The sequence below is a fragment of the Actinokineospora fastidiosa genome, assembly GCF_014648415.1.
Classification (GTDB): Bacteria; Actinomycetota; Actinomycetes; order Mycobacteriales; family Pseudonocardiaceae; genus Actinokineospora; species Actinokineospora fastidiosa.
In genome coordinates this window covers 181,731-194,991 of record NZ_BMRB01000009.1, presented here as the reverse complement: position 1 = coordinate 194,991, position 13,261 = coordinate 181,731, and the positions used below count along the sequence as shown (strand labels likewise).

Annotated in this window: 7 protein-coding genes; 3 read left to right on the top strand and 4 right to left on the bottom strand. The window is 67.4% G+C overall.

Going from position 1 to position 13,261, the window contains the following annotated elements; genetic code table 11:
- Positions 1–1,097: 1,097 nt before the first annotated feature.
- Positions 1,098–1,688: a TetR/AcrR family transcriptional regulator gene (locus tag IEY98_RS30345; RefSeq protein WP_189214115.1), complete on the bottom strand. Its 591-nt coding sequence runs from the start codon at positions 1,686–1,688 to the stop codon at positions 1,098–1,100.
- 171 nt (positions 1,689–1,859) lie between these two features.
- Here IEY98_RS30345 and IEY98_RS30340 point away from each other — a divergent pair, with 171 nt between their 5' ends.
- Complete coding sequence (locus IEY98_RS30340) at positions 1,860–2,288, top strand: iron chaperone (protein ID WP_189214125.1); 429 nt, start codon at positions 1,860–1,862, stop codon at positions 2,286–2,288.
- A gap of 5 nt (positions 2,289–2,293) precedes the next feature.
- Positions 2,294–2,920, top strand: coding sequence for a VOC family protein (locus IEY98_RS30335; protein ID WP_189214114.1), 627 nt, complete (start codon positions 2,294–2,296; stop codon positions 2,918–2,920).
- A gap of 515 nt (positions 2,921–3,435) precedes the next feature.
- On the opposite strand, the gene IEY98_RS30330 is transcribed toward IEY98_RS30335, so the two are convergent.
- Positions 3,436–4,977: a serine/threonine-protein kinase gene (locus tag IEY98_RS30330; RefSeq protein ID WP_189214113.1), complete on the bottom strand. Its 1,542-nt coding sequence runs from the start codon at positions 4,975–4,977 to the stop codon at positions 3,436–3,438.
- A 1,012-nt stretch (positions 4,978–5,989) separates the two neighbouring features.
- Here IEY98_RS30330 and IEY98_RS30325 point away from each other — a divergent pair.
- Positions 5,990–6,769 carry an alpha/beta fold hydrolase gene (locus IEY98_RS30325; protein ID WP_189214112.1) on the top strand — a complete coding sequence of 260 codons (780 nt, stop codon included), beginning with the start codon at positions 5,990–5,992 and terminating at the stop codon, positions 6,767–6,769.
- Positions 6,770–6,868: 99 nt separating this feature from the next.
- On the opposite strand, the gene IEY98_RS30320 is transcribed toward IEY98_RS30325, so the two are convergent.
- Both IEY98_RS30320 and IEY98_RS30315 read right to left on the bottom strand, forming a co-directional pair.
- Positions 6,869–7,297 (bottom strand): hypothetical protein, encoded by a 429-nt coding sequence (locus IEY98_RS30320; RefSeq protein WP_189214111.1) that lies wholly within the window; start codon positions 7,295–7,297, stop codon positions 6,869–6,871.
- Positions 7,298–7,320: 23 nt separating this feature from the next.
- A complete protein-coding gene (locus tag IEY98_RS30315; RefSeq protein ID WP_189214110.1) occupies positions 7,321–12,999 on the bottom strand; it encodes an RHS repeat-associated core domain-containing protein in 5,679 nt (1,892 codons plus the stop codon).
- Positions 13,000–13,261 lie beyond the last annotated feature (262 nt).

Genomic DNA, 13,261 nt, shown 5'->3' with positions numbered 1-13,261 from the left:
ACCGCTTCGGAGCCTGTCTCTCCGGAGGCGGGAGCGCAGGTTCGAATCCTGCCGGGGGCACATCCACGAACAGCCCGCTGACCAGCGGAAACACGGTCAGCGGGCTGTTCGCTTGTGTCCAATCCTGTCCGGCTGACGGCGACGCTGAACGGCTGTTTGCGGCTGTCTGTGCCCTACTTGTGCCCTGGGTTTCGTCGGCAGGTGGGCGACACCGGATCCAGGTCCGGTCCTCTTGTTGGGCAGATCACCGGCCCGCGCTGAGTCGTGGTCGCCGCGTGGGTGGCTCCGACCCGGAGGGAGCCGATCGGTGCGAGCACGACTGTCGGTTCGCCAGTCGGCGTCACCGAAGACTGCGGAAGTGCGCTGGCGCAAGTAAGCGGCCAGCGAGCTCGGAATGGTGACCGCACGGGCGACCACAACGCTGAACGGTAAGCAATGTCCCCAACAGCTCACCTGACAGGACGCGCCCAGCCTTCGTCTGGGAACGCGCCTGGAAACATCCAGTCGTGTGGCAACTTCGAGATGGGCAACTGCCAGCCACCGAAACGGCACGTGGTGGCGGACGGCGCCGTGCTGCAGATCTGCGATGTGGCGCAGAGCGACCCTTTCGCGTCGCCCAACCAAACCCTGCGGATCTACCTGTCGGACGGACAGCTGTACTCACTGTCGGTGCGGAACTTCGACAGTCCGGACCCCGCCACAAGCCGGGAGGAAACCGCGCACCCGCGCCGAGTCGGCGCAGGCGACCGACGATGCCGCAACGAAAGCACAGCTCGCCGAGCTGGGCTTGGCTATGGCGGCCGCCCGCAGTGACCTACTTGCCGATAGCGCCGGACGCCCGTCTCCAGCTGGGGCGTGACCGCGAGGAGGGGTCCGCCACGCCGACTACCCACTCGCGAGTCGGCATCCGACGCGATCAGCGAACCGCTACTGGCACGGTCGCGTATTCAACTGTCGGCAGTCCTGTTGGACGTTGCCCGGCGGTCGCCGATCGGGGGCTTGCTGTCTGGCGGATGCCTGGTGGCCAGATCGGTTTTGGCTTGGGGGCCGCGGCCTGCGGTAGTGCTCGGGTGTGCCGGGCTGCGGTTGGGCTTTGTTCACCGGGCGATGCTGTAGGCGGCCATGAACATGTCCAGCAGGTTGTCGACGGCGTCCTCGTCGACGGGACGGGTCGACAGTAGGTGGCGGTAGTACAACGTGCCGCACAGCACCTCGGCTGCGAACTCCAGGTCCACGCCTGCGACCAGTTCGCCTGCGTGTTGCGCGCGGGTGATTCTGTCGAGGGTGCGCTTCTCCACGGTGAGCAGGAATCGTTCGTGCAGGGTCGCTCGCAGTGCGGGGTCGGATTGCGCTTCGGCGATCAACCCGCGGTAGACGGGGCCGATGGGTGGACTGGCGAGCGCGGGGGCGGAGCGGAGGAACTGTTCGCGCAGGTCCGCTCGGACGTCGCCGGTGTCGTGGTAGTCGAGGTCGGTGGTCCATACGCGGCTGAGCGCGTCCAGCAGGAGTGCGGCTTTGGATGGCCAGCGTCGGTAGATCGTGTGTTTGCCGACTCCGGCCCGGCGGGCGACCGCCTCGATGGTCAGGCCCGTGTAGCCGACTTCTGTGGCCAGGTCGAGGGTCACTTGAAGTAGCGCGTTGGTGCGTGCGGCGCCTCTCCGTCGCGGGGTGGCGGGCTGGTCGGACATACCGTCAGTCTATCGGCACGCAGCGTTCCGTTGACACGCCCTGGCCGACATGTGCATCATTCGAGGTAACGGCACGGTCCGTGCCGATGTCGCGATCGTCGAAAGGACACTGCTGTGGGCAGCAGTACAAGAAGGACGCACGAGGGCTTCACCGCCGAGGAGCGGGCCGCGATGAAGGACCACGCCAAGGAACTGAAGGCCGCGGCGCGCGGCGGTTCGCGTGCGGACAAGGCGGCGCGGGCGGAGCGGGAGGTTGTCGCGAAGATCGCCGAGATGGGGCCGTCGGACCGGGTCATGGCAGAGCGGGTCCATGCCGTCGTCAAGGCCAACGCTCCGGTCCTGGAGCCGAAGCTGTGGTACGGGATGCCCGCCTACGCGCTGGACGGCAAGGTGGTGTGCTTCTTCCAGAGCGCGGAGAAGTTCAAGGCGCGCTACGCGACGCTCGGGTTCAGCGATCTGGCCACACTGGACGACGGCCCGATGTGGGCGTCGGGCTTCGCCATGACGGAGGTCACGGCTGAGGTGGAGACGCGGATCGGTGCGCTGGTCGCACGGGCTGTGGGACCGGTCAGCAATCGAGAAGCGCGGGAAATGGCGTGACCGCCATGACATCGATCGAATCCGTCACCCTCGAGGTGGCCGACCCCACGGCCGCCCGACGCTTCTACACCGACGCGTTCGGTGTGGACACGCAGATCCGGCTGCGGGCGTCGGAGGTACCGACAACCGGTTTCCGCGGGTTCACGCTGTCGCTCACGGTGCCCCAGCCGGGCGACGTCGACAGCCTCATCGGCTCCGCTCTCGCCGCAGGCGCCACCACGCTGAAGCCCGCGGCGAAGTCGCTGTGGGGTTACGGCGGTGTCCTCCAAGCCCCGGACGGAACGATCTGGAAAGTGGCGACCTCGGCGAAGAAGGACACCGGCCCGACCACCCGGCGGATCGACGACTTCGTGCTCCTGCTGGGAGTCGCGGACGTGGCCGCGAGCAAGCGGTTCTACGTCGACCACGGCCTGGTCGTGGCGAGGAGCTTCGGCCGCATGTACGTGGAGTTCGACGCGGGGACGAGCCCGGTGAAACTGGCGCTGTACCGACGCCGCGCCCTCGCCAAGGACGCGGGCGTCTCTCCCGAGGGCACCGGATCGCACCGACTCACGATCGGCGGCGACGCCGGGTCCTTCACCGACCCCGACGGGTTCGCCTGGCAGGCCGAATCACCGGCGCACACATCCTGAACCGGAGGAACCATGATAGGCCCGCCGCCGCGTGGACTTGCCGAGAGACGGCGCGACACTCGCGTGAAACCGGCCACCGATGTCGATGTCCGGGTCGCGACCTCGGACTCCACCGGCGGCGGCACCCACCTCACCCCTCTCTCCTACCCTGGGGCAGCACCGCATTCCTCATCTCGACACCGCGAACCTCGATCACCACCCGCAACCTGCTGGCAGATGCCCGAGTGCGGCTCAGCCTCGGACCGACCCGCGATGTCGTCATCGTCGATGGCACCGCCGCCGGTGGACCCCAGACCTGAGACCGGCGACGTCTTCGCGGTCAGGACCGGGTTCGACCCGCGCCAGCTCCCGAGCCCTACCAGAGCTTCCAGATCCAGCCACGGCGCATCCAGGGCCTGGCGAGAGGAGAACGAACTGCGGGGACGCGACCTCAGTGCGACGGCCGCTGGCTCGACTCACCGCGCCGGTAGCAGATCGACGCAGCACGGCTCTCCTTTCCGCGTAGAGCCGTGCCCCTACACCGAAATCTCCCATACCTGCACCTCGACGACGACATCAACCAAGTTCCCTTCGCCGGGAAGCGACTCGAGTTGGAAGCCAGGCTGGGCGCAGCCGTAGCTCGCCATCCAACCCGAGACGCCGCTCTCAGGTCCTTCGAAAACGACCGATGCGTCGTAGCTGAGCAGCGCAGATTTGATCGTCGCTCCCGAGTACGCAGCGCGCCATCGAATTACTATTCTACGGTGAGCGCATCCGTTCATCGAGGCAGGGAACTCGTACAGGATGGACCATTCAGTGTCGCCCTCGAACGTTCGGAGAGTGTCCCGCCACTCCTGTGCGAGCGAGTAACCAGTGATTGCCAAGGGAAACACTGGAGGAGTGCCCCCACCTGGAAGTGCAGCCAGTACCTCTTTTCCTTCGGGAACTTGGATCATGTCACCGTCAGCAGTAGGGGTAGACTGCTCGGATGTCGAGGTGGTATTGACGGCTGCGGTTCTAGTGGCGGCAGCAGAGGACGTGGTCTGACTGGCGGCGACGGAATCGCGGGCTGTCGGATCCGGGACCTCTGCCGCATTGCTCCCGCTGCGGCTAGTAATCACAACGACTGCTAGAACGAGAGCGACCACGATCACGGCCGCCAGTGCGCCGACGGCCCGCCAGCCAGACTGGGAACGCGCCGACATCACCTGCGGTTGCGGCACTCCAACGTACCCGCCCCAGCCGCTCGTTCGTGTGCTCTGAAGGGTAGGGAATACTGGAGAACTCTCCGGCAGTTGCGGCCCCATCGCCTCGATCAGGCGGGGAGCAGATGGGCGTCGTGCCGGATCTCGAATCAGCACGCTCCTCACTGCCGGCGATAACCAGGCGGGAACGCCCGCTAGGTCGTATTGCTCGTTCAACACCCGAACCGACATTACCTCGAAGGTGCCAGCACCGAACGGCGCGGCTCCCGTAGCGGCATATGCGAGAAGAGCGCCCCACGCCCACACATCGGCAGCAGTACCGACCTCGTCTCCCGAAAGCCGCTCTGGTGCCATCCATCCAGGAGACCCAAGCAGCGAACCGGTCCGAGTTACCGCGGTTTCCTTCGGAGAGTGGGCTATGCCCAGATCTACGAGCACAGGCCCGGAGTGAGTTAGGATGACGTTGCCGGGTTTCACATCGCGGTGGACAATTCCGGCCGAGTGCAGCATGGCCAGCGCCTCGGCAAGCCCGGTCGCCAACTGATACAACTGCAGGTCCGACAAGGGGAGATCGATCTCCAAGAGCGTGGGACCTTGAACGTACTGCATAGCCAGCCAAGGGGTGGCGGAATCGAGGTCTGAGTCGACCAACCGGGCGAGTCGGGGCGACACGACGGCAGCCAGGAGCGTGGCCTCCCGACGCATCCGCGCACGAGCGGAATCGACGGCGTCTGCCGCAAGGGTCTTGACCGCAACCGGCCGTTCGCCTTCTGCGAAGCCGAGGTAGACGACGCCCATTCCGCCTGCGCCGAGTCGGGCGCGCAACCGGTAAGGACCGAGTCGTTCTGGGTCGCTGTCCAGAAGTTCGCTCATGGGCACGCGTGACAGTGTGCCCTGAGCCCTGTGAGGCGTTCGCTCGGTTCGCTGACAAATCGATATCGAACCGGCAACCGACAAGCTGGAGACAGTCTGGCCTGCCTGTCCACTAGACGGTCGCCCCGTACGCGTTCGGTCACTCGACGCACACTCCGGCGATCACCGCCAGCGGTAGAGCGTTCGAAGGACGCGTACGCATCCGGACCATCGAGCGATGGAACACGATCACCTGCCAGGATCATGAGCGAGCACGATTGGATACCAGCGGGGATTGACAGCACCTCACTTTCGACGCTTCGACCCGAACGGACTATGCCTGCTGGAGGAAGCGGTCATCGACGCCGCCCGCCGAGGCACCTGGACAGGACCCGACGCCATCTCACACCCGAGCAGCCCGCCGAGACCGAGGATTCCCGGCTGCGTGCGCGGGCGGGGCTGATCCGGGAACTACTGATGGACCGCCCCCGGCGAACTCGGCCGCCGCGGCGTGCTCCTCGGGTGCGGGTGGTCGGGGAGTTGGACCTGACCACGCCGATGCGGTCGCTGGCATCGCACTCGCTGCCTTACGGCATTACGTGCAGCATGCCCGACTCCACCAGGTGGATCTGCGCGACAGCGTGCTTTCTCCTCCCATAACCCTGTGGGTCTTGCGGTCACGCCAGGGATGCGAGCCTGCATCCCTGACTCCGATCTTCTTGCCGGGCACATCCACGAACAGCCCGTTGACCAGCGGAAACACGGTCAGCGGGTGGTTGGCGTTGTGGGTGGATGTCCAGCCGTTGGGCTCTGAGCCGCTGTTTGCGGGGTGGGCGTGTCCGATAGGTGCCGAAGTTCCGAGGGCTCGGGCGGCCGGGGGCGGGCAGGGGTTGTGAGGCCGTCGACGGTGGGACTCCACCAGTTGGTCGCTGTGATCTGATGGCCGCCCTTGTTCGCCGCCCGCTGGTTCGCTCATGACCGCGACCTCTCGCAGGTGATCTGATAGCGCCAGCGGCGAAAGAGTGGAGCAGAGATGAACGGGCACGCCCACGCCACTGACGGCACACCCATCGCCTACCAGGTCCGCGGCGACGGGTGCCCGCTCCTGCTCCTGGCGGGCCAGGCCAACAACCACACATGGTGGGACCCGATACGTGCGGACTTCCACGGGACACACGCCACCATCACCATGGACTGGCGGGGCACGGGGGACAGCGGCAGACCCCGCTCCGCCTACTCGACACCCGGGTTCGCCGACGACGCCATCGCCGTGCTCGACGCGCTCGGTGTCGAGAGCGCCGATGTCTACGGCACGTCGATGGGTGGGCGGGTCGCCCAGTGGATCGCGATCAACCACCCGGGGCGGGTGCGCAGGCTCGTGCTGGGCTGCACCTCCCCGGGCGGCCCCCGCGCCCACGAGCGGACCAAGGCCGTGCGCAGGACCCTGGCCCTACCCGACGCCGCAGCGCGGCGCGAGGCGTTGGAGGACATGATGTATTCGCCGCGCTGGCGCGCCGCCCACCCCGGCCCGCGCACCACGATGGGCGACCCGACCATGCCGCCCCACGCCTCCCGGGGCCACCTCGCCGCCAGCGACGGCCACGACGCTCGGGACGCGCTGCACCGCGTTGCCGCGCCCACCCTGATCCTGCACGGCTCCGACGACGTCATGACGCCTGCGGCCAACGCCCCGCTGCTGGCCGAGCTCATCCCCGACGCCCGCTTCCACGTCTTCCCCGGCGCCCGCCACGCGTACTTCGAGGAGTGCCGCCCGCACGCCAGCGACCTGGTCGCCGACTTCATCACGATCTGAGCGCTTGTCCCGATTGCATGCCGCGGGGTCCGTCCAAGGCCTGTAAACGCCGGCAAGCCGCCGGTGAGGTCGACAACGGAGCGTGGCAGCGCCGGGACGTCACGTCGGGGGGAAGCGGCGCATGTTCTCGTCCCGCAGCCAACATCCGGCCTTGGGGTCGACGATCGCCGTCGGGGTGTAGACGCCCGGGCAGATCTCGTCGACGCCGATCACGTCTGCCCGGACCAGGCGCCCGTCGTCGAGGTAGACGAACAGGCCGCTGCCGCTGCTCGGGAACGAGAGGTCGGCGACGGGGAGCAACTTCTCGATCTCCCAGCGCGGCGTGTCGTTGAGGTCGAAGACGTGGACCTCGTCCCATTCCCAATCGGTCATCTCCGAGAACGGCGTGACCGGGCCGTCCGTCTTCATCAGCCCGTGCACCTCGTCCGACATGGCCTGGTTCAGCTCCGCGGCAGGGCCGCCGCCGCACGCGGACAGGACTGCGATCAGGCTGGCCGCGAGCGCCCCTCGCTTGACCCGAAACCTCACTCGCCACTCCAGCTCGATAGATGTCAGCGGTCGAAGCAATGCCCGTGCCAGCTTCCCACGCAGGGCGTGTCCACGGGCGCCACGCCCGGTTGACTCGACCGCCCGGTGTCTGCGAGAGCACCGGCTTCGCCCGGCTCGTCGTATTGGTACCCGCGCGGAACCTGGTTGCTGTCCCGCAGACGGAAGTCAGGCCCGATCACCTTCGCCTCGCCGCCGTCGACCGCGGCCTGGATCTCGACTTCGAGCAAGGCGAACGCCTCGTCGAGCGCCATGTCGTGGTAGGGCGCGGAAAGGAGCATACTTCGGCCCAGGGAATTGTTGTAGAGGTCCATGGACTCCTGGAGCGGGGAGTTCCCCGGCCGCTGCTCGTGTGCGGTGCCGAGTTCGAAGGAGAAGTCGGTTCCGTACATCAACGCCATCGTGGCGCTCCAGTACATGTGGCGGAACGCGTCGCGCCTGCCCCCGACCCAGTATTCGTCCGGGTACAGGCGCTCGGAGACGGCGAAGGCCTGCATCTTCAGCGCCTTCATGTTGTGGGCGAGAGCGAAGAACTGAACGGTGTCGACCGGCCCGCACCCGGTGAAGGACTCGATCGAGATCCTCTCGCCGCACGCGTACTCGATGAGGGCGTCCCACTCGGCGATGACCAGCGGCTCCGCGTCCATGATCGCGTACATGCCCCTTGGGTCCTCAGCGACCTGGTACTTCTTGAAGACCTGGTTGTTCCGCGCCTGGTCCTGGGCGGCCCTGATGTCGGTCTCCTTCGGCCCCGGCCCGACATTGGGGCCGTTGGGGCCGCGCTGGCCCCGGCAGCTGAAGTCCGGGCACGCGTACGCCAAGCCGGTCGGATCGGACATGGTCACCGGCGAGTTCGCCGCGTAGACGTAGGGGTTCCACTGACGCGGGTCCTTGACGTCGATCAGCGGGTCGACCGACAGGAACCGACCGATCTCCGGGTCGTACTGCCGTGCCCCGATGTGGGTCAGGCCGGTGCTGGCGTCCATGACACCGCCGACGAAGCCCCGATCCCCGGCGAGCAGAGGAGCAGCGCCACCGCGTGGTGAGCCGAACGGCAGTTGCCTGCGCTTGACCACCGACATGCTGCTCACATCGATCGAGATGTGCGGCGTGGCCTGGTGATCCGAGGCGATCCAGCTGAGCTTGCCGCTCACCCGCATCGCCACCGTCCGCTCGCCGTGCTTGTAGTACCTCGTGACGGTCACCGTTGCGGTGCCTGCCACCAGACGCACCTCTTGACCGTCAAGGTACAGAGTGACGCCGTCCGGGGCCTTGCGCAGGAGCCGGGACCCGTCGGCGGTGTAGATGAAACCGGTGGACTCGGTGCCCGCGGTCACCTTGGCCAGCCTGCTTTCGCTGTCCCACTCCAAGGTCTGGTCAACACCGTCGAGGGACCGACCGGTGGTGTTGCCCCTGGCGTCGTAACCGAAAGTGTCCGTGGTCGTCCCGCCGGGACCAGTCGTGGCGACGGACCGCACGGTGTGCGGCTGGGAATCCGGAGGGTAGGTATAGGCACGGGTGGTGTCGCCCGCGGTGGCATGGCGGGTCTCGGTGAGCCGATTGCCCGCCGCGTCGTAGGTGTAGGAATGCCAGTACGGGGCGGGCCCTCCGAGCAACGCGGCCGACCGGGACTCGGAGCAGGAACCGGCAGGCGTCCACGCCTCGGTCAGCCTGCCGACGTGGTCGTGCTCGAAACACTGACGGTCGGCGGGCTGCCCGATCACAGCGTCGCTGATCGAGGTGATCCGGCCGGACGGGTCGTGGGTGTAGTTGATGTCGGCCTGCATCGGCGCGGGCACCTCGGCGTCCACGACCGTGCGAGAGGGCCTGCGGGTGTCCGGCTCGTAGACGTGGGTGACCCACGCCCGGTGGCCTTCGACGCCGAGGTGAAGTCGGGCGACCTCACCGTAGGAGGTGTAGTCGGTGGCGGACACGACCGTGTCCGAGCCCGCTTCGGTCGCGGTGATCCGGTTGTACTGGTCGAAGGTGTGGGTGACCGCTTCACCGGACAGGCCGACGGCGGGGACCCCCGGCAGTGTCTGCCCGGACAGCTGGCCGTCGAAGGTGTAGGTGTAATCGGTGGTGTAGGTGCCCGACAGAACGCCCTCTACCTCGGGGATGACCACGGACGTGCGGCTGGGCTTGTTCAGTGGGGTGTAGCTGTCCACCCGGGTGGTGTAGGCGTGCTCTCCGACGAACCTCGTCGAGGCGGCCAACTGCCCCTTGCCGAAGAGCGCGGTGTCGTAGGTGAGCTGCTGCAGCAATGGTCCCGTCGGGTTGTCCTCACGCACCTCAGTCCTACGGCCCAGGGCGTCGTACTTGTACGCCAACGTGACGTTCCGGGCGTCGGTGGTGGTCTCCTGCAGACCGGTCGGTCCGAAGGTGGAGGTCGTGACGCCCTTGTCGGGGTCCTCGGTCCGCACGGTGTTGCCGCGCAGGTCGTGGAACCACCTCCACACATCGCCTGCGGCGTTCGTCGTGCTCGTGAGGTTGCCTGCCGCGTCGTAGGTGTAGGTGGTCTTGTCGTAGGAGCCGTTGAGGTCGCTCGTCTTGTAGTGGCGCAGCTCGGTGGTCTGCCCCTGGGCGTTCACGATGCTGGTGCTGAGGGTGCCGCCCGCAGGCGGGATCACGTGCGTGCGGTCGCCCTCGTGCCGGGTTGTCGTGCGCCACCGCTCCTGCCCCGCCGCGAGGAAGACCTCGGCCACCAGGCGTCCCGCGCCGTCGTACTCGTTGCGCGTGGCCGCCGGGACGTCGGTCTCCGACGGGTTCAGCAACACGCCGTCGACCGCCCCCGAGGCCAGGTAGGGCTTGGTCACCACAGACGCCCGGCCCTGAGAGTCATAATGCGTGTCGATGAGCAGCCTGCCGCCGTTGGTGGCGACCTGGCGTTGCCGTTCCCGGTAGTTGCCATCGTAGATGGTGCTGCCGACCAGATAGGTGCCGTTGGCCCCGATGGACGCCGTCGTCACCGATGACGGCCGGTCGTTGCGGATGTCGTAGGTGTATCTCGTGGTCGCCGAGTACCGGCTCCGAGGCCGGTTGGGCAGCCAGACCTCCACGGTCCGGCCCAGCGGGTCGTACTTCACCTCGCTGGTGTTGCCGTTGAGGTCCCTGGACTTCGTCGTGAGACCGCGGGCGGGATCCAGGGTGAGCGTCGCGGCGCCTAGCGGGCCGGTGGACTTCACCTGCGTGACCGGTCCACCGGTCGCCGGTGTGTAGGCGACCGCGGTCGTCGTGCCGTGCACATCGGCCACGGTGACCGCCCGACCGTAGGCGTCGTAGTCCGCGGTGCCGGTGGTTTGGTACACCGGGCCCGCGGCGGGCCGCTCCAGCAGTGTCTGGGTCTTGGTGACGTCGCCCTTGATAGGCGGGGTGCCGAAAGCCTGGCCGTCGAAAGCGGCCCGGCTGTCGGAAAGCGCGTCCTCGGGGAACACCGGGTCGGCCGCGCATCTCACCGACACGGTCTCCGAGCGGTACGGGAACGCCATCAACCAGTCTGCGCTGTTGCGCGCGTAGTGCACTCGGGTGCACTTGTCGTCCGTCGTGGTCGCCAGGTCGCCGTGCTCATCGACCGAGGTCTTCTGGCCCCACTCGTCGTAGGTGTACTCCGTGCGGGTCTTGCGCCACCCCGTGGTCAAAGCCGTGTACGACTCCGACTTTCCGATGTGGACCATATACGCTTTAAGGTGATCGCGGGTGGCCGTCGGGCCGCGCCACACCGGGGAGCTGATGGTCTTGGCGAGGACGGTTTCGGTCTGGCCGAGATAGGTCAGGGTCTCGTACTCGAAGCCTCGGAGCCAGTCGTGGTCCTCCCTGGCCAGGTTCTCCGAGTCGACGACGGAGACGTCGCGGGTGCCCACGGGCAGCTTGTCGCCGTCCATTCCACGCAGGTACCGGTGCTCCACCGTACTGATCGGGCTGATGTCCTCGTCGAGGCCGCGGTGCACGCGTACCCGTCCGTAGCCGCGGAACTCGTCCCAGGTCTTGTCCTCGGGATCGGTGAACTCCGACTCGTCGTAGTGCCACGCCGCGCCGCCGAGATACTCGTAGCGCACGATCTGGTCGGCCGAGGTCGCCATACGGTCGGAGACGCGGACCGTGTCGACCACGTACTTGTGGAAGTGGTCGCTTCGCTCGGCGAAGTCCTTCTTCTTCCACGTGGCCGGATAGCATCTGAGCGTGTTGGTCGCCGGGCTCGCGGGCATGGAACCGCCCGCGACGCAGTTCGGCGCCGCGTAGACAACCTCCGTGATGCCGCCCGCCTCGGACACGACCGCGGTGACCCGGTAGCGGTTGAGCGGACCGACGCCATCGACGCTCTCCACCCGGTTCGCCATCTTCTTGCCCTCGAACGTGACCGGGGGCAGGGACAGCGATCCCCCGACCAGGCCGGTGTGGGTGACGCCCTTGAGCCACAGCGCGGCCTTCTCGCCGTCACCTGGATCCGGGTACTGGTGATCCAGGGCCCAGGAGTCGACGGCGGTGTAAGCCGATCCCGACCAGGCCCGGGTGATCACCTTGGACAGGCGCTTCGTCGACCAGAACGTCGGCGAGTGCTTGTCCTCACACGTCGCCGTGTCGCACCGGTCGTCCCACGGCACGTCCGGCCAGTTGTCAGGTTTGTCAGGAGTGCAGTCGCTGCCCGGCACGCACCGGTCGGCGGTCTCGAAGTCGACGATCGCGAGCGCGTTGCCGCTCTGCCCCTCACGTAGCCCGTATTCCGCCTTGCGCAGCGTGCCGCCGCGGACGTACCGCACCGCCGCGTCCTCCAGATTGCGGCCGTAGGAGTTCATCTCCTTGTCGTATGAGTAGTGGATGACGTTCCCGTGGGGATCGATCACCTTGTCCAGGTTCCACCGCCATGCCTGCGAGCACGACGAGTCCGCGAACGTGGAGGCATGGCACGGCTCGCCCGCGTCGTCGCCGAACACCGGCACGGTCCAGGTGGAGTTCGCCGTCGGGCGCGAGCCGTAGAAGTACTGGACGCCGTCGACCGTCGTGATCTTCCAGTGCTCGCCGTCGTCGTCCCCGTTCCCGAGGGCGGGCTTCTTGATCAAGTCGACTCGAGTGCCGTTGTCGTTCTTCAGCTTCCAGGTACCACCGCCCTTGACGAGGACGCCCCAGGACGAGGATATGGCGTTGTCACTGCGGTAACAGAGGTCCCCCGAGGGCGGCGGCGTCGTCCCGCCCATGTCGTCGGTGGAGCAGGCGCCGTAGGTCCGATCAATGAACCCCACGGACAGCTGCCACCCGTCACCGACCCAGGAAGCCTGGTTGTTGGTGGCGCTGGTACGGCCGTCCACTGTGGCTGAGTTGTACGTCAGGGCGAGGTCCGGCGCCTGGCCGCCCGGCACGGGCGGCACCCGCAGCGGGTACGTCCAGGTGAAGTCGCCGGTGTGGGGCGACACCTCCCAGGTGGCGGACGCGGCGAGCGGGGTCTGGGTGAAGGCGCCGCCGCCGTCCGGCGCCGTCAAGCCTGCTGGCTGGTTCCCGACCAGCTGGTTCGCCGTCGCCTGGTCCTGCTGGCGCGGCGCCACCACCGCGGGGGAGCCCGGCACAGCCGGGATCGAGGGGATGTCGATGGAAGGCCCGGAAGCGGCGAGCGCGTTCGTCGCCGTCAGCCCGCTGACTGCGGTGAACACGAGCACCGGCACGAGGACCCGGGCGATGACCCGTGTCGGCACTGGCGAGAAGAAGGCACTACGGCGTTTAGCCAGCACGATACCGACGAGCGCGCGCGAACGGCTCGCCTTCCGACGAGAATGCAACCGTCACCCCAGAAGCCAGCGCATGTCCCCCGACGGCACGCGGACCGAATCGTCGTAGGGAATGATCGCACAAGCGACCGGCGAACGTTAGAGCCGAAAGGGCTACGACCGGATTAGGCGGTTGCCAACCAGCGCGAAGGACGAATACCCGCACCGCCCAAAGCGCCAGCGCGCCCAA

What these genes read in the sequence shown, in the direction of transcription:
- IEY98_RS30345 (WP_189214115.1), bottom strand. Translation starts at nt 1,688, where the DNA reads ATGTCCGACCAGCCCGCCACCCCGCGACGGAGAGGCGCCGCACGCACC.
- IEY98_RS30340 (WP_189214125.1), top strand. Translation starts at nt 1,860, where the DNA reads ATGAAGGACCACGCCAAGGAACTGAAGGCCGCGGCGCGCGGCGGTTCG.
- IEY98_RS30335 (WP_189214114.1), top strand. Translation starts at nt 2,294, where the DNA reads ATGACATCGATCGAATCCGTCACCCTCGAGGTGGCCGACCCCACGGCC.
- IEY98_RS30330 (WP_189214113.1), bottom strand. Translation starts at nt 4,977, where the DNA reads ATGAGCGAACTTCTGGACAGCGACCCAGAACGACTCGGTCCTTACCGG.
- IEY98_RS30325 (WP_189214112.1), top strand. Translation starts at nt 5,990, where the DNA reads ATGAACGGGCACGCCCACGCCACTGACGGCACACCCATCGCCTACCAG.